Genomic DNA, 20,633 nt, shown 5'->3' with positions numbered 1-20,633 from the left:
TGGCCGTCATGACCACGCCGACGACGCCGAGCACCCCGACCACGCCCGGAGACGGAGACCCGCAGGGCCCGGAAGCGCTGCGCCCGCTGGACGAGGACTGGGCCACGGCGCTCGCGGTCGTCGCGCACCCGGACGACATGGAGTTCGGCGCCGCGGCGGCGGTCGCCCGCTGGACCGGGCAGGGCAAGCAGGTCGCCTACGTCATGGTCACCAGCGGCGAGGCCGGCATCGACGGCATGCACCCCGACGAGGCGCGGCGCGTGCGCGAGGCGGAGCAGGTCGCGTCCGCGCGGGCGGTCGGCGTCGCCGAGGTCGAGTTCCTCGGCTTCCCCGACGGCCTCCTCGAGTACGGGCTCCCGCTGCGCCGCGCGGTCGCGGGCGCGATCCGCCGGCACCGGCCCGAGGTCGTCATCACGGGGAACTACCGCGAGACGTTCCCCGGTGGGATGCTCAACCAGGCGGACCACATGGCGACGGGGCGCGCGGTCGTCGACGCCGTGCGTGACGCGGGGAACCGGTGGGTCTTCACCGACCAGCTCGAGGCCGAGGGGCTCGAGCCGTGGGGCGGCGTGCGGCAGGTGTGGGTGTCCGGGTCGCCGGACGCCGCGCACGCGGTGGACGTCACCGCGACGTTCGACGCGGGCGTCGCCTCGCTGCGCGCCCACGCGGCCTACCTGGACGGGCTCGGCTGGGACGGCTTCGACCCCGCGGAGTTCCTCGGCGGCATGACCACCGCCACGGGCGAGGCGTTCGGCACCCGGCACGCGACCGCGTTCGAGGTGCTCCGCATGGGCTGGGACGACTGACCCGTCCGTCCCCGCCCCGCGCGACCACGACGACGTCAGGCGTGCGTGACGGCGACGGCGCGCTCCACGACGCGGCGCAGGTCGCCGTCGCCGTCCGCGAGCCAGCCGCGCTGGCGCGTCGCGCCGTCGCCGGCGGCCCACAGGCGGCCGAGGAGCTCGGTGACCGTGTCGAGGTCGCCGGCGTCGGCCAGGGCCTCGCGCACGTGCGCGACGAGCTGCCCGACGACGTCGTGCGCGGGCAGGGGCCGCCACGTGAGCGGGGAGAGCAGGTCGTCGGCCAGGCCCGAGCGGCCGGCCCGCCACGCGGCGGTGCGCAGCAGCTCGGTACGCAGCAGGGGAGCGGGGCGCCCGGCCGCGGCGTCCCGCGCCGCCGTCTCGACGAGCGCCCGTGCGAGCCCCGCGAGGAGGGTCGCGCTGTCGGCGTCGAGGCAGACGTCGGCGATACGGATCTCCACGGTCGGATAGCGCGAGGAGAGCCGGGCGTCGAAGTACACCATGTTCTGGTCGAGGATGGTGCCGGTGGCGACCAGCGCGTCGACCGCCTCGTGGTAGGCCTCCGGCGAGCCGAAGGTGCGGGTCGGGCCGGACGTGGGCCAGCGGGCCCATACCTGCGAGCGGTAGCTGGCGAACCCCGAGTCGCCGCCCTGCCAGAAGGGCGAGTTGGCGCTGAGCGCGAGCAGGACCGACAGCCAGGGACCGATGCGGTCCAGCACGGCGACCCCCTCGGCGTCGTCGTCGACCGAGACGTGCACGTGGCAGCCGCTGGTGAGCTGTTCGCGTGCCGTGAGGCCGAACCTCGCGCGCGCTTCGAGGTAGCGCACCCGTGCCACCGTGGTGCCCTCGAACGGGAACGGGGACGTGGCGAGCGCCGCCACCCGGGCGCCGACCCGGTCGGCGGCGGCCTGGGCGCGCTCGCGCCCGGCGCGGATCTGGTCGGCCAGGTCGGACAGCTCGCGCCGCGGGTGGGTGGCCGTCTCGAGCTGCTCCTCCATGAACTCGGTCTCGAGCCCGCCCGCGCCCGTGCCGTGCGTGCCCTGCGACCGGTCCGGCGCGTCGGAGGACTCCAGCGCCTCGGACGCCTTGGCCACCGGGTGGCCGTCCGCCCCGACGAGCAGGAACTCCTCCTCGACACCCATGGTCCGCTTCATGGGGGCAGTCTCACACGCCGACGGCCGGCCCTCGGGCGAGGACCGGCCGTCGGACGCGTGGCGGGCGGGTGCCCGGCCACGTGCCCCGAGGAGGAGGGTGTCAGGTGGTCGTCGTCAGGCGACGCTCTCGGGGACGTTCGCGGCGCCGTCGGGCAGGATGCGACGGCCCAGGACCTTCTCGGAGCAGCCCGCGCGGTCCAGGTACGGCGTGATGCCGCCGGTGTGGAAGCCCCACCCGGCGCCCAGGATCATGCACAGGTCGATCTGCTGGGGCCCGGCGACCACGCCCTCGTCGAGCATGTGGCCGACCTCGACGGTCAGGGCCGTGAGCACGGAGTCCAGGACGCCGGCCGCGTCGAGCACCGGGGTGCCGTGGCGGCCCGTGGCGCCCGCGGCGAGGGCCTCGCCGAAGACCGCCTGGATCGACGGGTCCACGGGCTTGGGCAGCCCGGGGGCGGGACGGTCCAGCACGACGCGGGTCCCGTCGGCCACCAGGCGCTCCAGGCCGGGCGACGTCGGGAACCGGTCGCCCAGGTCCTCGCGCAGCGACGTGAGCACGTGCAGGCCCACGGCCGGCCCCACGAGGTCGAAGAGCTCGAAGGTCGGCATCGGGAGGCCGAGCGGCGCGAGGGCCGTGTCCGCCACCTCGACGGACGTGCCGTTCTCGATCGCCTCGACGACCTTGCCCATGACGAGCACGAGCAGCCGGTTGACGACGAAGCCCGGGCGGTCCGCGACGAGCACCGCCGTCTTGCGCAGCTTCTTGGTGATGGCGAACGCCGTGGCCAGCGCCTCGTCGGAGGTCTCGGCGGCCTGCACCACCTCGACCAGCGGCATCTGGGCCACGGGGTTGAAGAAGTGGATGCCCACGACGCGCTCGGGGTGCGCGAGGTCGGACGCCATCTCCGTCACGGACAGCGCGGACGTGTTGGTCGCGAGGACGGTCTCGGGCGAGACGATGCCCTCGAGCTCGGCGAAGACCTTCTTCTTGAGGCCCATGACCTCGGTGACGGCCTCGATCACGACGTCGCACGAGGCGAGGTCGCCGATCTCGGTGGTGCCGGTGACGCTCGCGGCGATCCGGGCCGCGGCCTCGGGGGTCATCCGGCCGCGGGCCACGAGCTTGTCCGTGGTGGCCTTGACGTACCCGAGGCCCTTCGCCACGCGCTCGGTGTCGAGGTCGCGCATGACGACCGGGACCCCGAGGCGCTGCGAGACGAGCAGGGCGATCTGCGCGGCCATGAGGCCCGCGCCGACGATGCCGACACGGGTGACCGGCCTGGCGAGCGACCTGTCCGGCGCGCCCACGGGCTTCTTGCCGCCCGAGACGAGCTGGAACGCGTAGACGCTCGCGCGCATCTCGTCGGACATGATGAGGTCGGCCAGGGCCTGGTCCTCCGCGGCGAAGGCCTCGGCGCGGGTCGCCGTGCGGGCGGCGGCCAGGAGGTCCAGCGCGCGGTACGGGGCCGGGCGCGAGCCCGCCACGACGGCGTCGAGCTGCTGGCGGGTGGCCGCGACGACGGCGTCCCAGACGGGCTGCGGGTCGAGCTCGCGGCGGGGGACCGACGTCTCGCCGCGCAGCACGCGTGCGGCCCACGCGAGCGACTGCTCGAGGTAGTCGGCGGCGTCGAACATCGCGTCGACCAGGCCGATCTCCAGGGCCTCGCGCGGCTTGAACGGCTTCTGCGCGGCCGGCCGGGTGAGGACGACGTCGACCGCCTTCTCGATGCCGACGAGGCGGGGCACGAGGTAGGCGCCGCCCCAGCCGGGCACCAGGCCGAGGCCGGTCTCCGGCAGGCCGAGCGCGGGCGCGTCGGACGCCACGGTGCGGTAGTCGCAGTTGAGCGCGACCTCGAGGCCGCCCCCGAGGGCCAGCCCGTTGACGAACGCGAACGTCGGCACGCCCATCGTGTGCAGGAGCTCGTACGCGGCGTGGCCGGAGCGGCCGAGCTCGAGCGCCTGGTCGTGGGAGGTGACCGTCGAGACCTGCAGCAGGTCGGCGCCGGCCGCGAGGAAGTACGGCTTGCCGGTGACGCCGACCGCGGCGATCTCGCCGCGGCCCGCGCGCTCGCGCAGCGCGGTGAGCGCGGCGGTGAGCTCGGCCATGCCCTCGGGTCCGAGGGTGCTCGGCTTGGTGTGGTCGAGGCCGTTGTCCAGGGTGACCAGCGCGAGGGTGCCCGCGCCGCCCGGGAGCTCGACGTCGCGCACGCGGGAGTGCGTGACGCGCTCGGCGCGGACGTCAGTGGTGGTGGTCATCGTGTCAGCCCTCCGTGTGGCCCGAGTAGTCGGCGTGGTGCGGGTTCTCCCAGATCACGGTGCCGCCCTGGCCGAGGCCGACGCACATGGTCGTGATGCCGTAGCGCACCTCGGGACGGGCGGCGAACTGGTGGGCGAGCTGCATCATCAGCCGCACGCCCGAGCTGGCCAGCGGGTGGCCCACCGCGATCGCGCCGCCGTAGGGGTTCACGCGCTCGTCGTCGTCCGCGATCCCGTAGTGGTCGAGGAAGCTGAGCACCTGGACGGCGAAGGCCTCGTTGATCTCGAACAGGCCGATGTCGTCGATGGTCAGGCCCGCCTGGGCGAGGGCCTTGTCCGTGGCGGGCACGGGGCCGTAGCCCATGATCGACGGGTCGACGCCGGCGAAGGCCGACGCGACCATCCGCATGCCGACGGGCAGACCGAGCTCGGCGGCCACGTCGCCCGACGCGAGCAGGGCCGCGGTGGCGCCGTCGGTCAGCGGGGAGGCGTTGCCGGCGGTGACCCGGCCGCCCGGGCGGAACGGCGTCTTGAGGTTCGCGATGCCCTCGACGGTGGTGCTCGGGCGGGGGAGCTCGTCGGCGGTGGCCAGGCCCCAGCCCTGCTCGACCGACCGCACGGCCACCGGCACGATCTCCGCGCCGATGTCGCCGTTCGCGAGGGCCTTGGCGTACTTGGCCTGGCTGCCCACGGCGTAGGCGTCCGCGCGCTCCTTGGTCAGGTGCGGGAACTTGTCGTGCAGGTTCTCCGCCGTGACCCCCATGTTGAGGGCCTCGGGGTCGACGAGCCGCTCCGAGAGGAAGCGCGGGTTGGGGTCGGCGTCGAACCCCATGGGGTGGCGGCCCATGTGCTCGACGCCGCCCGCGACGACGACGTCCGCGCTGCCGGTCGCGATGCCCGCGGCGGTGGTCGTCACGGCGGTCATCGCGCCCGCGCACATGCGGTCGATGGCGAAGCCGGGGACGGTCTGGGGCAGGCCGGCGAGCATGCCGACCGTGCGGCCCAGGGTGAGGCCCTGGTCGCCCTGCTGGGTGGTGGCGGCGATCGCGACCTCGTCGACCCGCTCGCCCGGCAGCTCCGGGTGGCGGCGCAGCAGCTCGCGCACGGCCTTGACGACGAGGTCGTCGGCACGGGTCTCGGCGAACAGGCCGTCGGGCCGCGCCTTGCCGAACGGCGTCCGGACGCCCTCGACGAACACGACGTCGCGCAGCGCGCGGCGGGCCGGGTTCCTGGTGGCGCCGGGGGAGGCCCCGGCGGAGTTCTCGGTGGCCGACTCGCCGGCCGTCTCGCTGGACATGTTCGTGGCAGCTCCATCCGCTTGCGATGGTCGGGACTTCGGCGTCCGACGAGCGACGCCGCTCTGCGCGGTGCGGCCGTGGTCTGACGGCCTCGCACCGCGGTACACGCTACCGCGAGTACCGGTAAAAGAGTAGACCACCCTGAGACCGGGTATCACCATCGTGGCCGGGCGGGGCCGCCCGTGTCGTCAGAGGTCGGCGAAGGCGGCCGCGAGCCGCGGCGCGAGCAGGTCGACCTGCCACGGGCGCGCCGCGCGTCCCTGCAGGAACTCGGCGATCTCGTCGGCCCCCGCGGGCTCGGGCGGCGTCCAGCACAGACGCCGCAGCGCGTCGGGCTGCAGCAGGTTCTCCACGGGCACCGACAGCTCCTCGGAGAGCTCGGCGACGAGCTCGCGGGCGGCGGCCAGCCGACGCGCTGCGACCGGGTCTCGGTCCGCCCACGTGCGGGGCTGGGGCGGGCCGTCGGACCGCGGGCCGCGCTGGCTGGGCAGCCGGTCCTCGGGCAGCGCCATCGCCTCGTCGACGGCGCGCTGCCACACGGCGGCCCGGCGGCGCGTGGCCTTGCCGGTGAACTCGGGCAGGGTGACCAGCTGGCCCGCCGTGCGCGGCAGCGCGCGTGCGGCGGCCACGATCGCCCGGTCCGGCAGCACGCGCCCGGGGGAGACGTCCCGTGCCCGCGCGCTGGCGTCGCGGGCGAGCCAGAGGCTGCGCACCACGGCGAGCTGGCGCCGGTCGCGCAGGGTGTGGGTGCCCGACGTGCGGCGCCACGGCTCGGGCCGGGGGGCGGGCGGCGGCGCCGTGCGCACGGCCTCGAACTCCTGGGCGGCCCACTCCGTCTTGCCCGCGGCCTCGAGCCGGTCGGCCAGCCGGTCGCGCAGCTCGACCAGCACCTCGACGTCCAGCGCGGCGTACCGCAGCCAGTCGGTGGGCAGCGGCCGCGTGGACCAGTCGACGGCCGAGTGCTCCTTCGCGAGACCGAGCCCGAGCACCTCCGCGACGACGGCGGCCAGGCCGACCCGCTCCATGCCGAGCAGCCGGGCCGCGAGCTCCGTGTCGAAGACGCGGGCCGGGCGCAGGCCGTGCTCCCCGAGGCCCGGGAGGTCCTGGGACGCGGCGTGCAGCACCCACTCGGCGTCGCCGACGGCCTCGCCGAGCGCCGAGAGGTCGGGCAGCGGCACCGGGTCGATCAGCGCCGTGCCGGCGCCCTCGCGACGCACCTGCACGAGGTAGGTGGCCTGGCCGTACCGGTACCCGGAGGCGCGCTCGGCGTCCGCGGCCACCGGCCCCGTCCCGGCGGCGAACCGCTCCACCACCCGTGCGAGGGCGGACGCCGTGCCCACCACGTCGCCGACGCCGTCCGCGGGTTCGGTGAGCGGGACGGTGTCGGGCGCGGTCGGCGGGAGGGTAGAGCTCATGAGGGCCAGGGTACGAGGTCGTCGCCGGCGGCACGCGTGTCCTGGCCGGTCGCGGCGCCCCTCGCGGGCGCGGTCGCCGGGCGCCTCACGGGCGCGCTCACGGGGCGAATCACGGGGCGCTGCGCGGCCGCGACGGCAGTGCGGTGACGCCGTCGGGGAGCGGCGGCACGCCGCCGGCGGTGGTCATGAGGTCCGCCCAGACGGCGAGGTGCGCGCCGAGGTCGGTGTCCTCGGGCGTCCACGACGCACGGATCTCGAGGTCCACGGCGTCCGGCGTGGAGCCGAGCGCGCCGAAGCTCTGCGACAGCACCCGGGTCACGGTGCCGCCGAGAGCGTGCGCGCCGGCGGGGGACGCCTCGAGTGTCTCGGTGACCCACGACCAGGCGACGTCGGCGAGCAGCGGGTCGGCGGCCAGCTCGGGCTCGAGCGTGGCCCGCACGAGCGTCACGACGCGGAAGGTGCCCTGCCACGTCTCCTGGCCGTCCGGGTCGTGCAGGACGACGAACCGGCCGGTGGCGACCTCGCCCGCGTCCGTGTCGCCGGCGGGGCCGTCGGAGACGTCCGGGGACACGACGTCGCCCTCGAGCGCGACCGACCAGGGGGCGATCCGGCTGGGGCCGGGGATCTCGGCGAGGTGCACGTCGCCGCGCAGCCGGCGCTCGCGCAGCGACGCGAGGGCGGCCGCGAACGGGGCGGGGACCTCACGACGGTCCCCGGTGTGCTCACCGGTCACGCCAGCCACCGTACGGCCGCCGGGGCGCCGGACGAGGCACGACGCGGCGCGGGGCGCCGGTCGTGTCCGGATCGTGATGATCCGTCCGCCCCCGCGCCCGGCGCCGACTACGCTGGTCGAGGCTCCCGGGGCCCGCGGACGGCGCGTGGAGGTGCGTGCACCGAGCGTGCAGCGCGCTCGCACGTCGCGTCCGCCGTGCCCCCTCCGACCCCGAGGGAAGCAGGATAACGATGACAGCTCGTGCCCAGATCGGCGTCACCGGCCTGGCGGTGATGGGGCGCAACCTGGCGCGCAACTTCGCGCGCCACGGTTACACCGTCGCCGTGCACAACCGCAGCTACGCCAAGACGCAGTCGCTGATCGACGAGGCCGGGCACGAGGGCGACTTCGTGCCGTCCGAGTCGATGGCGGACTTCGTGGCGTCGCTCGCCCGGCCGCGCAAGGTCGTGATCATGGTCAAGGCCGGCGCGGCCACCGACGCCGTGATCGACGAGCTGCTGCCGCTGCTGGAGACCGGCGACATCGTCGTCGACGCCGGCAACGCGCACTTCCCGGACACCATCCGCCGCGAGGAGGCGCTCGCCGCCCGCGGCCTGCACTTCGTCGGCACCGGGGTCTCCGGCGGCGAGGAGGGCGCGCTCAACGGCCCGTCGATCATGCCGGGCGGCACCCGCGAGTCCTACGAGTCCCTCGGCCCGATCCTCGAGGCGATCTCGGCGAAGGTCGACGGCACGCCCTGCTGCACCTACGTGGGGCCGAACGGCGCCGGGCACTTCGTCAAGATGGTGCACAACGGCATCGAGTACGCCGACATGCAGCTCATCGCCGAGGCCTACGACCTGCTCAAGCAGGGGCTCGGAGCCTCGGCCGCGGAGATCGGCGAGATCTTCTCCGAGTGGAACTCGGGCGACCTCGAGTCGTTCCTCATCGAGATCACGGCCGACGTGCTGCAGCACGTCGACGCCGCCACGGGCCAGGCCTTCGTCGACATCGTGCTCGACCAGGCGGAGCAGAAGGGCACCGGGCGCTGGACCGTGCAGAACGGCCTCGACCTGGGCGTGCCGATCACCGGCATCGCCGAGGCGACGTTCGCGCGCGCCCTGTCGGGCTCCGTGCCCCAGCGCGAGGCGGGCGCCGCTGCGCTGCCGGCGGCCGCCGGTACGTGGGAGGTCGCCGACCGCGACGCGTTCGTCGAGGACGTGCGCCTCGCCCTGTACGCGTCGAAGGTCGTCGCCTACTCGCAGGGCTTCGACCAGATCGCGGCCGCGTCCGCCGAGTACGGCTGGGACGTCGACCGGGGCGCGATGGCCCGCATCTGGCGCGGCGGCTGCATCATCCGCGCGCGCTTCCTCAACCGGATCACCGAGGCGTACGAGCGCGACGCGGCGCTGCCGCTGCTGCTCGCCGACGAGTACTTCACCGGGGCCGTGGCGAACGGCCTGCCCGCCTGGCGGCGCGTGGTGTCCCGGGCTGCCCTCAACGGCGTGCCGACGCCGGCGTTCTCGTCGTCCCTCGCCTACTACGACGGCGTGCGGGCCCAGCGCCTGCCCGCCGCGCTCATCCAGGCGCAGCGCGACTTCTTCGGTGCCCACACCTACCGGCGCACCGACCGCGACGGCGTGTTCCACACCGAGTGGTCGGGCGACCGCACCGAGCAGGAGGCATGACCGCACCCGTGAGCGCCACCACCCCGGGGGCGGCCGCGGCCGCCCCCGGCTTCCACCCCGTCATCGTCGGCTCGGACATCGGCGTGTACGCGCTGGCGCGCTCGTTCCACGAGCGCTACGGCGTGCGGACCACGGTCGTCGCCTTCGCCGAGCCCGGCCCGATCGCCCACTCCGGCATCATCGACACGGTCCTGTCGGGCAGCGACCCGGACGACATCGTCGCCACCCTGGAGCGGTTCGCCGCCCAGCGCCAGGCCGCGGCCGGCGCCCAGGGCAACGGCCAGGAGCGGCTCGTGCTGCTCACCAACATGGACTGGGTCGTGCGCGACCTGGTGGAGCGCCGCAGCAGGCTCGAGCCCGCGTACGTGCTGCCGTTCGCCGACGCCCCGCTCATCGACCGGATCTCGGACAAGGCCGAGTTCGCGGCGGTCTGCGCCGAGCTCGGCATCCCGACGCCCGGCACGGTGATCCAGGACTTCGCGGCCGCGGACGCCCCCGGCTGGGAGCCGGCGCCCGTCGGCTTCGACTTCCCGGTGATCGCCAAGCCCGCCTCCAGCGCGGACTACCACGGCGTGACGTTCCCGGGGAAGAAGAAGATCTTCGAGATCGCGACGCCCGGCGAGCTCGACCGCCTCATGATCTCCCTGCGCGACGCCGGCTTCCGCGGCCGGTTCCTCGTGCAGGAGATGATCCCGGGCGACGACACGCAGATGCGGTCGGTCACCGCCTACGCGGACACGAGCGGTCGGGTCACCCTGCGCTGCTCGGCCCGCGTGCTGCTCGAAGAGCGCACGCCGGCGGCGCGCGGCAACCCGTCGGCGATGATCGTCGAGCGGATCGACCCGATCCTCGACGCGGCGCAGCGGATCCTCGAGCACACGGGGTGGCGCGGGTTCGCGAACTTCGACGTCAAGCTCGACCCGCGCGACGGCGTGTACAAGTTCTTCGAGCAGAACCCGCGCATCGGGCGGAACAACTACTACCTCACCGCGGGCGGGCAGAACCCCACCGAGGTGCTCGTGGACGACGTGGTGCACGGCGTGCGCCGCGAGCCCGTCACCGCCGAGACCGAGGTGCTCTACGCCGTCGTGCCGCACGCGCTGCTGCGGCGCTACGTCCTGGACCCCGACCTGAACAGGCGCGTCCGGGAGCTGATGAGGTCGGGCCGCACCGTGCACCCGCTGAAGTACTCCGCGGACGCCTCGCCGCGGCGCCGGGCGTACGTCCTTTCCGCGCTGGTCAACCACGTGCGCAAGTACCGCACGTACTACCCGCTGGAGGAGCTGCGCCGGGTGCACGCCACGAACACGCCGACCGCCGCGACCGGCGAGGTGCGGGCATGAGCCGCGCGGCCGAGCCGCGGGCCGAGCTGCTCCCCGTGATCCTCGGCGGGGACATCGGCGTGTACGCGTTCGCGCGGGCGTTCCACGAGCAGTACGGGGTGACGTCCACGGTGATCTCCGGGCTCGTGCCCGGGCCGATCGCCGACTCGCGCATCCTGCGCAACGTGACCGTCGAGGACAGCCACGACGCGCGTCAGCTCGTCGACGCGGCGCTGCGCGTCGCGGCCGAGGCCCTCGCCGCCGACCCCGGTCGCCGGCTCGTGCTGCTGGCCAACTCCGACTGGCTGGTGCGCACCGTCGTGCGGCACCGGGGCGAGCTGGAAGCCGCCGGCTACGTCGTGCCGTTCCTCGACGAGGAGCTGCTCGACCAGATCGCCGACAAGGCGACGTTCGCGGAGGTCGCCGAGAAGGTCGGCATCGCGGTGCCGCGCACGGTGGTGCAGGACTTCGCGGGAGCCGGCGACCCGCAGTGGCGGCCGGCGCCCGTCGACGTCGGGTGGCCCTTGATCGCGAAGGCCGCCTCGAGCGCCGACTACCAGGACGTGGAGTTCCCCGGCAAGCGCAAGGTCTTCGAGATCGCGACGCAGGCCGAGCTCGACGACCTGTGGGACCGGCTGCGCGCGGCCGGGTTCCGCGGGCGGTTCGTCGCGCAGGAGCTGGTGCCCGGTGACGACACGCAGATGCGGTCGATCACGGCGTACGTGGACCGGCGGGGCGTCGTCACCCTCATGGCCGGCGCGCACGTGCTGCTCGAGGAGCACACCCCGAACGGCCTCGGCAACCCGGCGGCGATGATCACCGGCGACCTGGGGGAGATGTTCGCCCAGGCGAAGGCGTTCCTCGAGGCCACCGGCTACCGCGGGTTCGCGAACTTCGACGTCAAGGTCGACCCGCGCGACGGCCGGTTCGCGTTCTTCGAGGTCAACCCCCGGATCGGTCGCAACAACTACTACGTCACCGCGGCCGGGGCGAACGTGGCCCGGTTCGTCGTGGCGGACCACGTGGACGACGTCGCGCTCGAGCCCGTCGTCGTCACGGCCGAGGTGCTGTACTCGGTCGTGCCCACGCGCCTGCTGCTGCACTACGTGCGCGAGCCGCGGCTGGCGGCGACCGTGAAGCGGCTGGCGCCCGACAGCGTGCACCCGCTGGCCTACTGGGCCGGCGACGGCGGGGCCAAGCGGCGCGCGTACGTCGCCGCGGCCAAGGTCAACCAGGTGCGCAAGTTCCGGCGCTGGTACCCTCAGCCCACCGGCACCGGCTTCTGACCGGGAGGTCGAGCCGTGAGATCGGGGTGAGTCCTGGCAAGGGCTCACCCCGATCTGCGTCTCGACGCCGGGCGGGTCAGTCGCCGATCGCGCTGGTGCCCGCGTACAGGTGCAGCACGGGCGCGCGGAGCTCCTCGCGGGCCCGGGAGGCCCAGTCGCGCCGCAGCGTGTCGGCGACGACGTGCGGGTAGGTGACCACCACGACCCCCTGCACGCCCTCGGGCCCGCCCTCGGCGGCGACGGCCGCGGTGAGCGCCGGCAGGGGGTCCTCCTGCGTCACGTGGCCGTCGGCCACGGCGCCGGCGGCGCGCAGGAGCTCGAGGGAGCGCTCGAGCCGCTCGGTGGCGGTGGCCTTCGCCTGCTCCTCGGTCGGCTCCCGGCCGACGAGGTCCTCGCCGGCCTCCCGCAGCTCGCCGGTCCACAGGTGGTCGATGATCGCGGCCACGACGTTGGCGTCGGTGTCCTCGGGGACCAGCACCCGGTACCTCTCGGGCGGGTCGACCTGCAGACCCTGGATGTGCTGCACGTCGGCATCGGTGAGCGCGTCTTCGGTGAGGATGATGGTCGTCGCCATGGCAGCACGCTACTCGTCGGCGCCGCGTAGGACCCACCGGGCGAGCAACGTCCCTGTGGCGGGAGCGTGCAGCAGGTGCGCGAGCCGTGCGGGGCGGGGCGCGGACGCCGGCCCGGGCACGGTGGCCGCGACGATCCGGCCGGGCCCGGGCCCCACCAGCGTCGGGCTGGTCGTGATGCACAGCTCGTCGACGAGCCCCGCGTGCAGCATCCCGTCGAGCAGGTGCGGCCCGCCCTCGCACAGCACCTGCCCGAGCCCGCGGCCGCCGAGCGCCTCCAGGCCCGCGGCCAGGTCGACGTCCTCGGGGTCGCCGGGCCCCGGCACGGCGATCACGCGGTCGGCGGGCAGGGCGTCCGCGGCGACCTGGGCGCCGGCGGCGCCGGTGAGGACGAACGGCGGCCGCTCGGCGTCCGCCAGCGCCACCGGGACCCGCCCCGACCGGGACACCAGGGCGAGCTCCAGCGGGGCGCGCCCGGTCGCCGCCGCGATCCCCGCGGGCCGGCCGAGCGCCGTGTACCCCTCGGCCCGCGCCGTGCCCGCCCCGATCAGCACGACGTCGGCCAGCGCGCGCAGCACCCGGAACACGCGCCAGTCGGCCTCGTCGTTGATGGAGCCGGACAGGTGGTCCGGGCCCCACGCCCCGCCGTCGACGGTCGCGACCATGTTGGCGAGCACCCGGGGGCGGGGCCGGCCGACGGGCGTCCCCGCCGCGCCGGGCCCGTAGAGCGCCACGAGGCGACGCTCGGCGGCGTCCGGGGCGAGGTGCTCGTGGGCGGGGACGACGATGTCGAGCGGTGCGGTGGCGGAACTCACAGCGGTCAGGGTAACGACGCGGCGTAGCCTTGTCGGTCGTGACGCTCACGCAGGACGAGACCGGCGCGACAGGTTCCGCGCCCGAGGAGACCGTGCCGACACCCGCGACCAGCCCGTCCGGGGCCCCCGCCGACGCCTCCGCCGGGGCCCCCGCCGAGGCCGGCGGCGGCGTCAGCTCGCTGACGTCCGTGCGGCCCGCCGTCTCGCCCGAGCGGCTGCTGGCCGACCTGGTCCCGCCCCGGCACTTCGCCCGCGCGCGCTTCAGCACCTACCGGGCCGACCCCGCGCACCCCAGCCAGGCGTCCACGCTGGCCCGCCTCGAGCAGGTCGCCGGCGAGGTGACCGCGCGCACCGGCGGCGGGCTGCGCGCCCTGCTGGGGCGCCGGCGTCCCGCCCCCGCGGTGTACATGGACGGCGGGTTCGGTGTCGGCAAGACCCACCTGCTCACCTCCCTGGCCCACGCGGTGACGCACGACGCCGGGGCCGGGTCCGTCGCCTACGGCACGTTCGTCGAGTACACGAACCTGGTCGGGGCGCTCGGCTTCCTGCCCACCGTCGAGGCGCTGGCCACGCGCAGGCTGGTGTGCATCGACGAGTTCGAGCTCGACGACCCGGGCGACACGGTGCTGATGTCGAGGCTGCTGCGCGAGCTGGCCGACCGCGGCGTCGCGCTCGCCGCGACGTCGAACACGCTGCCCGACGCGCTCGGGGAGGGGCGGTTCGCCGCCGAGGACTTCCTGCGCGAGATCCAGGCGCTCTCGGCCCGCTTCGAGGTGCTCCGCGTCGACGGCGAGGACTACCGGCACCGCGCGGTGGTCACCGAGACGACGCCGCTGGGCGCGGACGTCGTCGCCGCGGCCGCCGCCGCGCGGCCCGGCGCCGTGCTGGACGAGTTCGACGACCTCCTCACGCACCTGGCCACCGTGCACCCGAGCCGGTACGGCGCGCTGCTCGACGGCGTGGAGCTCCTGGCGCTCACCGGGGTGCGCCCGGTGACCCGGCAGGAGGTGGCGCTGCGGCTCGTCGTGCTGGTGGACCGGCTCTACGACCGCGACGTCCCCGTGCTGCTGAGCGACGTGGGGGGCGACGCGCGCCAGCACCTGTTCACGCCCGAGATGCTCCGCGGCGGCTACCGCAAGAAGTACTACCGCGCGCTCTCGCGCCTCGGCGCGCTGGCCGAGGAGGGGCGCCGGCTCACCGCGTAGCCGGCCGTCGTGGTCGTCCGCGTCGTCCGTGTGGCGACGCGCGCGCCGGTCAGGCCCGGTCCGAGGCCTGGAGCACCACGGGAGCCCGTGGGGGCAGCGTGAGCCGTCCGTCCTCGTGCCGGACCCCGTCCGGGTCCCAGGCGGCCACGGGCCGCCACGGGCCCAGGTGCGACGGGAGCGCGCCCAGGTCGAGGACGGCCGGCGACGCGCCCGTGGCGAGCGCGATCGCCGCGGACCCCCGGCGGCACAGGAGGACCTCGCCCTCGGTGTGGATCTCGACCTCGACGTCGAGCTCGGCCGTCACCTCGGGCCGCAGGTCCACCAGGGCGCCGGTCCAGGCGACGAGCCGCCGGGACGCGGGATCGTCGAGCCCGACCGGGACGTGCTCGGTGTCCAGCACCGGCGGCGTGCCTGCGAGCAGGGCGAACGTGAGGAGGCAGGCGCGGTCGTCGTCGGTCGTCGGCGCCGGCCGGACGGTGTCGTGGGACCACGGCACGGCCCGGGCGGCGGCCGGGAGCCGCGTGAGGTCCTCGACGAGCACGGACGCGGCCCGCTGGGCGGCCCGCCGGGCGCGGCGGTGGCTCGGCGGCCGCCACGCCGGCGCGGCGGGGAAGACGAGCTGTGCGAGGCGGTGCAGGTCCTCGACCCGCCCGGCGTCGCCGGGCGCGCCGAGGATGCCGTGCACGACGGTGATGAGCCGGTCGCTGCGGCCGGGCCCGTCGGTGAGCAGGGTCAACGGGCGCCCCAGGCGCTCGCTCAGGGCGTGGACCCGTTCGCCCAGCTCGGTGAGGAACGGGACGGGGGAGCGGTCGACGAGCGCCTCGATGTCGAGCAGCAGGCCGTCGACGTGGAAGTCGCACAGCCAGCGCTCGGCGTCGGCGACGAGGAAGTCGCGGGGGCCGCGGCTCCCCGCGCCGTCGAGGTTGATCCGAGGGCTGTCGGTCCCGGCGGGGCCGGGGCGGGCGCCCGTGCGTGGCCCGATGCGCGACCCGACGGCGTACGGGCCGAAGGCGTGCAGGCCCAGGTCGTCGGCCACGGCCCAGCGGTGGGGGAGGTCCAGGACGACGGCGAGGCCCGCGCCGTGCGCGGCGTCGACGAACCGCTGGAGCGCCTGCGGGCCGCCGTAGGGCCCGTGCACCGCGAAGAGCCGGACACCGGCCGCCGGTCCGCGGGCGGGGTCGAAGGCCGAGACGGGGGACAGCTCGACGCCGGCGACACCGGTCGCGGCGACGTCGTCGAGCAGCTGCGCGGCCGCGTCGAGGGTGCCGGCCGGGGTGAACGTCGCGACGTCGACGTGCAGCAGGGGAGCCCGAGACAGGTCGCGTCCGTGCCAGTCGTGGTCGGTCCAGCCGAAGTCCCGGCCCAGGACCCGGCTGGGCCCCGTGAGGCCGCCCGGCAGGTGCGGGCTGCACGGGTCGGGGACCGGAGCGGCGTGATCGACGGAGAAGTAGTAGTCCGTCCCGTCGTCGAGCTCCTGGTCGGCGCGCCAGTACCCGGGCTCGTGGGCCCCGACGAGGCGCATGGGCCGGCGGTCCTGCGTGCCGTCGGCGTGGGGGAGGACCACCTCGACCGTCCGCGCGCGCGGCGCCCAGACCAGCGGTCGCGCTCCCGGCCACCGGTCCCGGGCGCGCGGGGCGGGCGGCGGAGGGCCCAGCTCCTGCGGTACCTCGAGGCCCGGATCGGCAGCGGTCACGGCCGACACTCTAGCCACGCGGGCAGCTGTCCGTCGTGGAGGACCGGTCCCGGGAATGAGGGGACCTCGTGGCGATAAAAAAGTGTGCCAAGCGAGGGCGTGTCGACCCGCCGCCTGCTACTTCTGGTACATGAGCAGCCCTGAGACCCCTGGTACCTCGTCGGCGACGACGGACGGGGGGTCCGCGCGCGAGCCGGAGCGGTGGGGTCAGGAGCTCGAGGAGTCCATCGCGTCCCAGGCGCGGATCGCGCCGCGCCGGCACGCCGCGGGCGACCCGCACCCGGACCCGCGGCCCGGGGGAGACGCGAGCAAGGCGCCCACGTCGCTGACGGCACAGGAGCTCGACCCGATCGAGGCGTCGAGCGGGGTGTCGTGGGACGATCCCGACGAGCTGTGACCGGCCCGACCGGCCCGGCCCGCGACCGCCGTCGGCGTGGTCAGCGGGGCAGCCGGTCGGCGCCGACCGGGACGAGGCGCGGCATACCCGCGGGGGCGACCCGGCTCAGCGCGACGTAGCGGGCCTCCGCCCGGTGCAGCCGGATGTGCTCGTCGAGCGACCACTCCGGCCCGTTGGTCAGCACCATCCCGCAGGAGCAGTCGATCTGGGTGCCGCCGCCCGCGTCGTGCCGGACCTGCCCGACCGTGACGTGCGCGGCTCTGGCGTGCGCCTTCGCGCGGTGCATCGTCGCGGAGACGGGGCCGACGGTGTCGTCGCGTGCGGAACTCACGCGGGCGAGCCTAACGGCTGAGACGTCCGTGACCGGTGGGGAGTCAGTGCGAGTGGGCGATCCCGAGCTCGTGCATCCGCTCGTGCTCCTCGCGCGCGGCCTGCCGCGCGGCGATCCGGGCCTGGACCTCCTCGCGCCGCAGGGGCGGCACGGTCTTGGGCGGTTGGCGCCGGGCGGGGAGCTCGTCGAGCAGGCGGGTGACGATCGCGGCGATCTCCGCGGTCGCGCGCTCGCAGGGTTCCCGGGTGGGTGCGCTCGCCGAGCGCTGCACCCCCGTGACCTTCCGCACGAACTGCTCGGCGGCGGCCTGGATCTCTTCGTCGGTGGCGGCGGGCTCGAGCCCGCGCAGCGTGGTGATGTTGCGGCACATGTCTTCGACGGTACGCCGAGGTGCCGACGCCCGGCCGGACGACGAAGGCCCCGGACCGGGGTCCGGGGCCTTCGTGGTGGTGGGCGATACTGGGATCGAACCAGTGACCTCTTCCGTGTCAGGGAAGCGCGCTACCGCTGCGCCAATCGCCCGTACGGCTGCTGCGCCCCTGCTCCGAGGGGTGCAGAGCACTGAGCGGATGACGGGACTCGAACCCGCGACCCTCACCTTGGCAAGGTGATGCTCTACCAACTGAGCCACATCCGCGCGACCGGGTCCTTCGGGCTTCCCCTGCGCTCCCGGCGCCTGAGGAACATTACTGGACCAGAGGCGAGAAGGTCCAATCGCGGGCCTGTGACCTGCGACGCCAGGACGGTGCCGTGCGCACGGCACCGGAGGGGTGGTGTCCACGGGGACGACGAAGGCCCCGGACCAGGGTCCGGGGCCTTCGTGGTGGTGGGCGATACTGGGATCGAACCAGTGACCTCTTCCGTGTCAGGGAAGCGCGCTACCGCTGCGCCAATCGCCCGTGCTGCGAGGTGGGTACGGGATTCGAACCCGTGTATACGGCTTTGCAGGCCGCTGCCTCGCCTCTCGGCCAACCCACCTTGAGACGTGCTCTCCCGACGCTCGTGACGAGTCGATCAGAGAGTTGGGCCTCCGAGCGGATGACGGGACTCGAACCCGCGACCCTCACCTTGGCAAGGTGATGCTCTACCAACTGAGCCACATCCGCGCGACCGAACCTGGCCACCCTGCGGTGACCGGCGTTTCGGCGCGCCCCAAACATTAGTGGACGCCTTCCGGTCCGTCCAATCGCCTCCCCGTGCGGGGCGCGGCGTCGCAGCGTCTAGCGTGCTGCTGTGCAGCAGCCGATCACACGGGCCCCGTCCTGGGCCACGTTCGCGGGGCGTCGCGCGCGCCACGCCGTGGAGTGCGTGGACCTGTTGCGCGAGCCCGAACGCCTCGCCGCCGGCGGGACCTGGTTCGTCGTCGCCGACTTCGAGGCGCCGCTCGGCGTCGACGGCGACGTCGGGGGGCGACCCGGCCGGGCCCGGGCCTGGCGGTTCGCCGAGGTGGGCCCGGCGGCGCCGGACGACGACGCGGGGCGGTGGCGCGGTCCGGCACCGACGGCGTGGCGCAGCTCGATGGACCGCGAGACGTATCAACGCGCCGTCTCGCGCGTGCGCGACCAGGTGCGTGCGGGCGAGGTGTACCAGGTCAACGTGTGCCGGGTGCTGTCGGCGCCCCTGCCCGCGACGACCACGCCCGCGGGGGCCGTCGAGCCCGACGCCGCCGCGCTCGCCGCGCGCCTCGCCGTCGGCAACCCCGCGCCCTACGCGGCCGCGGTGCACGTGCCGGCGTCTTCCGGGCTGGACCCGGTCTGGGTGGTGAGCGCCTCGCCCGAGGTGTACCTGTCGCTCGACGGCGACGCGCTCGCGTCGGGGCCGATCAAGGGGACCGCCCGCACGGTGGACGGCCTCACCGGCAAGGACCGCGCCGAGAACGTCATGATCACCGACCTCGTGCGCAACGACCTGCAGCGCGTGTGCCGGCCCGGCTCCGTCGCGGTGACCGACCTGCTCGCCGTCGAGGAGCACCCCGGCCTGGTGCACCTGGTCTCCCGGGTGCGGGGGATCCTCGCGGGCTCCGTGTCCGGCTCCGGGACCGGGCGGGCGCCCGACCTGTGGCGGCGGGTGCTGGCGGCGACGTTCCCGCCGGGCTCGGTGTCGGGGGCGCCCAAGTCGGCGGCGCTGCGTCTCGTCGCCGAGCTCGAGCCGGTCCCGCGAGGCCCGTACTGCGGGGCCGTGGGGTGGGTCGACGCCGACGCCGGGCGCGCCGAGCTGGCCGTCGGGATCCGCACCTTCTGGTGGAGCGAAGAGAGCCCCGGAGCCGGCGTGCTGCGCTTCGGCACCGGCGCCGGGATCACCTGGGGCAGCGACCCCGCCGCCGAGTGGGCGGAGACGGAGCTGAAGGCCGCCCGGCTGGTGGGGCTCGCGTCGCACGAGGGCCGCCCGTAGGTCCTGGGGGTCGCGCCGGCCTCGGCGCGAGCGGTCCGCGCCGCGCGTAGCGTGGCAGCGTGGCCGTCTCGCCGGTGCCCCGTGCGCTCGCGCCGTACGTCACCGCGATCGTGGCGTACGACGTCGACGTGGGCGCCCCAGGGATCCACCGCGGGCTTCCCGGGCCGGAGGTCACCCTCGAGCTCCCGCTCGACCAGCCGCTCGACGTCGAGTGGGCGGGCCGGCCGGCCTCGCGCAGGCGGGAGTGGTCGTGCGTGTCGGGCCTCCACACCCGGGCGGCCACGATCCACCACGACGGGCGCCAGCACGGCGTGAGCGTCCACCTCACGGTCGCCGGGGCACGCGCCCTCCTCGGCCTGCCCTCGGGAGAGCTCGCGGGGCAGCTCGCCACCCTGGACGAGGTCGACCCGGGGCTGCGGCACCTTCCGGAGGCGCTCGCGTACGCCCCCGGGGACGCCGTCGCCACCACGGCCCGTGCCCTCCTCGACGCGCTCGCGCGCCGGGGCGAGCCGGCCGCGCGGGCCGAGGTCGGCCGAGCGCTCGCCCGCCTCACCCGCGGTGCCCGCGTGGCCGAGACGGCGGCGGACGTCGGGTACAGCCGCCGGCGCCTGCAGGACCTGGTGCGCGCCGAGTGCGGTCTGTCCCCGGGCGACCTGCGGCGCGTGGCCAGGCTGGCGCGCTCGCGGCAGGCACTGGTGCTCGCGGTCCGGGACCGGCGGGGCACGCTCGCGGACGTCGCCGCCGTCACCGGGTACGCCGACCACGCCCACATGACCCGGGACTGGGCGGCGCTGGCCGGGTGCACCCCGAGCACCTGGGTGCGCGAGGAGTTCCCGTTCGTTCAAGACGTCCCGGTCGACGGCACTCCAGGGTGGTGACGACCGAGAAAACCGCGACGAAGGAGCACCACCATGACCGTGGGACTGTGGGCGACGCTGACGTACCGCGACGCCGAGACGGCGATGACCTGGCTGCGGGCCGTGGGCTTCACCGAGCACGAGGTCTATCGCGAGGACGGCGACCCGTCGAACGTCGCCCACGCCGAGTACCTCTGGCCCGCCGGTGGTGGCGTCATGTTCGGCTCGTACGCCGGAGAACGGCCGACCTGGCCGAAGCAGCCCGGCACCGGGTCCGCCTACCTGATGACCGACGACGTCGACCGTGCGCACGACGCGGCCACGGCCGCCGGCGGGGCCTCGCTGCAGGCCCCGCACGACGAGCCGTACGGGCGCACGGCCGCCGTGACCGACCCCGAGGGCAACATCTGGTCGTTCGGCACCTACGACGGCGCGTGACAG

General features: G+C 75.3%; 19 protein-coding genes and 5 tRNA genes. 9 read left to right on the top strand and 15 right to left on the bottom strand.

Translation table 11 applies throughout. The annotated features are described in order from the left end of the window. The first annotated feature begins 8 nt into the window (after nucleotides 1-8). Nucleotides 9-806, top strand: coding sequence for a PIG-L deacetylase family protein (locus tag IEW03_RS17910; RefSeq protein WP_188525069.1), 798 nt, complete (start codon nucleotides 9-11; stop codon nucleotides 804-806). Nucleotides 807-841: 35 nt separating this feature from the next. Here IEW03_RS17910 and IEW03_RS17905 read toward each other — a convergent pair whose 3' ends face one another. From IEW03_RS17905 to IEW03_RS17885, 5 genes are all read right to left on the bottom strand, one after another. Continuing rightward, nucleotides 842-1,954 (bottom strand): carboxylate-amine ligase, encoded by a 1,113-nt coding sequence (locus tag IEW03_RS17905; RefSeq protein ID WP_229738413.1) that lies wholly within the window; start codon nucleotides 1,952-1,954, stop codon nucleotides 842-844. A 114-nt stretch (nucleotides 1,955-2,068) separates the two neighbouring features. Beyond that, the gene (locus tag IEW03_RS17900; RefSeq protein WP_188525068.1) at nucleotides 2,069-4,210 is read right to left on the bottom strand and encodes a 3-hydroxyacyl-CoA dehydrogenase NAD-binding domain-containing protein; all 2,142 of its coding nucleotides are present in this window, start codon (nucleotides 4,208-4,210) and stop codon (nucleotides 2,069-2,071) included. 4 nt (nucleotides 4,211-4,214) lie between these two features. After that, nucleotides 4,215-5,507, bottom strand: a complete 1,293-nt coding sequence (locus IEW03_RS17895; protein WP_188525067.1) for a thiolase family protein — start codon at nucleotides 5,505-5,507, stop codon at nucleotides 4,215-4,217. Nucleotides 5,508-5,696: 189 nt separating this feature from the next. Then, a complete protein-coding gene (locus IEW03_RS17890) occupies nucleotides 5,697-6,923 on the bottom strand; it encodes an HRDC domain-containing protein (RefSeq protein WP_188525066.1) in 1,227 nt (408 codons plus the stop codon). Nucleotides 6,924-7,032: 109 nt separating this feature from the next. Then, complete coding sequence (locus IEW03_RS17885) at nucleotides 7,033-7,656, bottom strand: DUF3000 domain-containing protein (protein ID WP_188525065.1); 624 nt, start codon at nucleotides 7,654-7,656, stop codon at nucleotides 7,033-7,035. A 230-nt stretch (nucleotides 7,657-7,886) separates the two neighbouring features. On the opposite strand from IEW03_RS17885, the gene gnd reads away from it, so the two are divergent. From gnd to IEW03_RS17870, 3 genes are read left to right on the top strand one after another with little or no spacing between them, the layout of a single operon-like run. Beyond that, nucleotides 7,887-9,323, top strand: a complete 1,437-nt coding sequence (gene gnd, locus IEW03_RS17880) for an NADP-dependent phosphogluconate dehydrogenase (RefSeq protein ID WP_188525064.1) — start codon at nucleotides 7,887-7,889, stop codon at nucleotides 9,321-9,323. After that, complete coding sequence (locus IEW03_RS17875) at nucleotides 9,320-10,666, top strand: carboxylate--amine ligase (protein WP_188525063.1); 1,347 nt, start codon at nucleotides 9,320-9,322, stop codon at nucleotides 10,664-10,666. Before gnd ends, IEW03_RS17875 begins: the two co-directional genes overlap by 4 nt. Beyond that, nucleotides 10,663-11,931 carry a carboxylate--amine ligase gene (locus IEW03_RS17870; protein WP_188525062.1) on the top strand — a complete coding sequence of 423 codons (1,269 nt, stop codon included), beginning with the start codon at nucleotides 10,663-10,665 and terminating at the stop codon, nucleotides 11,929-11,931. The genes IEW03_RS17875 and IEW03_RS17870 overlap by 4 nt, the downstream gene beginning before the upstream one ends. A 76-nt stretch (nucleotides 11,932-12,007) precedes the next feature. On the opposite strand, the gene IEW03_RS17865 is transcribed toward IEW03_RS17870, so the two are convergent. Together IEW03_RS17865 and IEW03_RS17860 are read right to left on the bottom strand one after the other, a co-directional pair. Then, on the bottom strand, nucleotides 12,008-12,505 hold the full coding sequence (locus IEW03_RS17865) for a hypothetical protein (RefSeq protein ID WP_188525061.1): 498 nt from the start codon (nucleotides 12,503-12,505) through the stop codon (nucleotides 12,008-12,010). 9 nt (nucleotides 12,506-12,514) lie between these two features. Beyond that, on the bottom strand, nucleotides 12,515-13,318 hold the full coding sequence (locus IEW03_RS17860; RefSeq protein ID WP_188525060.1) for a dihydrofolate reductase family protein: 804 nt from the start codon (nucleotides 13,316-13,318) through the stop codon (nucleotides 12,515-12,517). Between the two features lie 92 nt (nucleotides 13,319-13,410). Between IEW03_RS17860 and zapE the strand changes: the two genes are divergently transcribed. Then, on the top strand, nucleotides 13,411-14,523 hold the full coding sequence (gene zapE, locus IEW03_RS17855; RefSeq protein ID WP_188525119.1) for a cell division protein ZapE: 1,113 nt from the start codon (nucleotides 13,411-13,413) through the stop codon (nucleotides 14,521-14,523). Nucleotides 14,524-14,572: 49 nt separating this feature from the next. Here the strand turns inward: zapE and IEW03_RS17850 are convergent, their stop codons facing one another. Next, on the bottom strand, nucleotides 14,573-16,216 hold the full coding sequence (locus IEW03_RS17850; protein WP_188525059.1) for an alpha-amylase family protein: 1,644 nt from the start codon (nucleotides 16,214-16,216) through the stop codon (nucleotides 14,573-14,575). A gap of 130 nt (nucleotides 16,217-16,346) precedes the next feature. On the opposite strand from IEW03_RS17850, the gene IEW03_RS17845 reads away from it, so the two are divergent. After that, nucleotides 16,347-16,613, top strand: coding sequence for a hypothetical protein (locus IEW03_RS17845; RefSeq protein WP_188525058.1), 267 nt, complete (start codon nucleotides 16,347-16,349; stop codon nucleotides 16,611-16,613). Between the two features lie 40 nt (nucleotides 16,614-16,653). Here IEW03_RS17845 and IEW03_RS17840 read toward each other — a convergent pair whose 3' ends face one another. The 7 genes from IEW03_RS17840 to IEW03_RS17810 form a co-directional block, all read right to left on the bottom strand. Further along, nucleotides 16,654-16,944, bottom strand: a complete 291-nt coding sequence (locus IEW03_RS17840; protein ID WP_371870638.1) for a hypothetical protein — start codon at nucleotides 16,942-16,944, stop codon at nucleotides 16,654-16,656. A gap of 43 nt (nucleotides 16,945-16,987) precedes the next feature. Next, nucleotides 16,988-17,314, bottom strand: coding sequence for a DUF2277 domain-containing protein (locus tag IEW03_RS17835; protein WP_188525057.1), 327 nt, complete (start codon nucleotides 17,312-17,314; stop codon nucleotides 16,988-16,990). 77 nt (nucleotides 17,315-17,391) lie between these two features. Continuing rightward, a tRNA-Val gene (locus tag IEW03_RS17830) sits at nucleotides 17,392-17,466 on the bottom strand. Nucleotides 17,467-17,508: 42 nt separating this feature from the next. Further along, nucleotides 17,509-17,581 (bottom strand) — tRNA-Gly (locus tag IEW03_RS17825). 187 nt (nucleotides 17,582-17,768) lie between these two features. Continuing rightward, nucleotides 17,769-17,843: transfer RNA gene (locus IEW03_RS17820), tRNA-Val, on the bottom strand. 8 nt (nucleotides 17,844-17,851) lie between these two features. Next, nucleotides 17,852-17,922, bottom strand: a tRNA-Cys gene (locus tag IEW03_RS17815). Nucleotides 17,923-17,977: 55 nt separating this feature from the next. Beyond that, nucleotides 17,978-18,050, bottom strand: a tRNA-Gly gene (locus IEW03_RS17810). 139 nt (nucleotides 18,051-18,189) lie between these two features. Between IEW03_RS17810 and IEW03_RS17805 the strand changes: the two genes are divergently transcribed. From IEW03_RS17805 to IEW03_RS17795, 3 genes are read left to right on the top strand one after another with little or no spacing between them, the layout of a single operon-like run. Further along, entirely contained in the window at nucleotides 18,190-19,335 is a 1,146-nt protein-coding gene (locus tag IEW03_RS17805; RefSeq protein ID WP_188525117.1) for a chorismate-binding protein, read from the top strand. A gap of 59 nt (nucleotides 19,336-19,394) precedes the next feature. Continuing rightward, complete coding sequence (locus IEW03_RS17800) at nucleotides 19,395-20,213, top strand: helix-turn-helix domain-containing protein (RefSeq protein WP_229738412.1); 819 nt, start codon at nucleotides 19,395-19,397, stop codon at nucleotides 20,211-20,213. 33 nt (nucleotides 20,214-20,246) lie between these two features. Beyond that, complete coding sequence (locus tag IEW03_RS17795; RefSeq protein ID WP_188525056.1) at nucleotides 20,247-20,630, top strand: VOC family protein; 384 nt, start codon at nucleotides 20,247-20,249, stop codon at nucleotides 20,628-20,630. Nucleotides 20,631-20,633 lie beyond the last annotated feature (3 nt).

Source organism: Isoptericola cucumis, from assembly GCF_014635665.1.
In the GTDB taxonomy this organism is placed as follows: domain Bacteria; phylum Actinomycetota; class Actinomycetes; order Actinomycetales; family Cellulomonadaceae; genus Isoptericola; species Isoptericola cucumis.
The sequence above is the reverse complement of the archived record's forward strand: the minus strand, read 5'-3'. Positions and strand labels throughout refer to the sequence as shown.

What these genes read in the sequence shown, in the direction of transcription:
- IEW03_RS17910 (WP_188525069.1), top strand. Translation starts at nt 9, where the DNA reads ATGACCACGCCGACGACGCCGAGCACCCCGACCACGCCCGGAGACGGA.
- IEW03_RS17905 (WP_229738413.1), bottom strand. Translation starts at nt 1,954, where the DNA reads ATGAAGCGGACCATGGGTGTCGAGGAGGAGTTCCTGCTCGTCGGGGCG.
- IEW03_RS17900 (WP_188525068.1), bottom strand. Translation starts at nt 4,210, where the DNA reads ATGACCACCACCACTGACGTCCGCGCCGAGCGCGTCACGCACTCCCGC.
- IEW03_RS17895 (WP_188525067.1), bottom strand. Translation starts at nt 5,507, where the DNA reads ATGTCCAGCGAGACGGCCGGCGAGTCGGCCACCGAGAACTCCGCCGGG.
- IEW03_RS17890 (WP_188525066.1), bottom strand. Translation starts at nt 6,923, where the DNA reads ATGAGCTCTACCCTCCCGCCGACCGCGCCCGACACCGTCCCGCTCACC.
- gnd (WP_188525064.1), top strand. Translation starts at nt 7,887, where the DNA reads ATGACAGCTCGTGCCCAGATCGGCGTCACCGGCCTGGCGGTGATGGGG.
- IEW03_RS17875 (WP_188525063.1), top strand. Translation starts at nt 9,320, where the DNA reads ATGACCGCACCCGTGAGCGCCACCACCCCGGGGGCGGCCGCGGCCGCC.
- IEW03_RS17870 (WP_188525062.1), top strand. Translation starts at nt 10,663, where the DNA reads ATGAGCCGCGCGGCCGAGCCGCGGGCCGAGCTGCTCCCCGTGATCCTC.
- IEW03_RS17865 (WP_188525061.1), bottom strand. Translation starts at nt 12,505, where the DNA reads ATGGCGACGACCATCATCCTCACCGAAGACGCGCTCACCGATGCCGAC.
- IEW03_RS17845 (WP_188525058.1), top strand. Translation starts at nt 16,347, where the DNA reads ATGAGCAGCCCTGAGACCCCTGGTACCTCGTCGGCGACGACGGACGGG.
- IEW03_RS17835 (WP_188525057.1), bottom strand. Translation starts at nt 17,314, where the DNA reads ATGTGCCGCAACATCACCACGCTGCGCGGGCTCGAGCCCGCCGCCACC.
- IEW03_RS17795 (WP_188525056.1), top strand. Translation starts at nt 20,247, where the DNA reads ATGACCGTGGGACTGTGGGCGACGCTGACGTACCGCGACGCCGAGACG.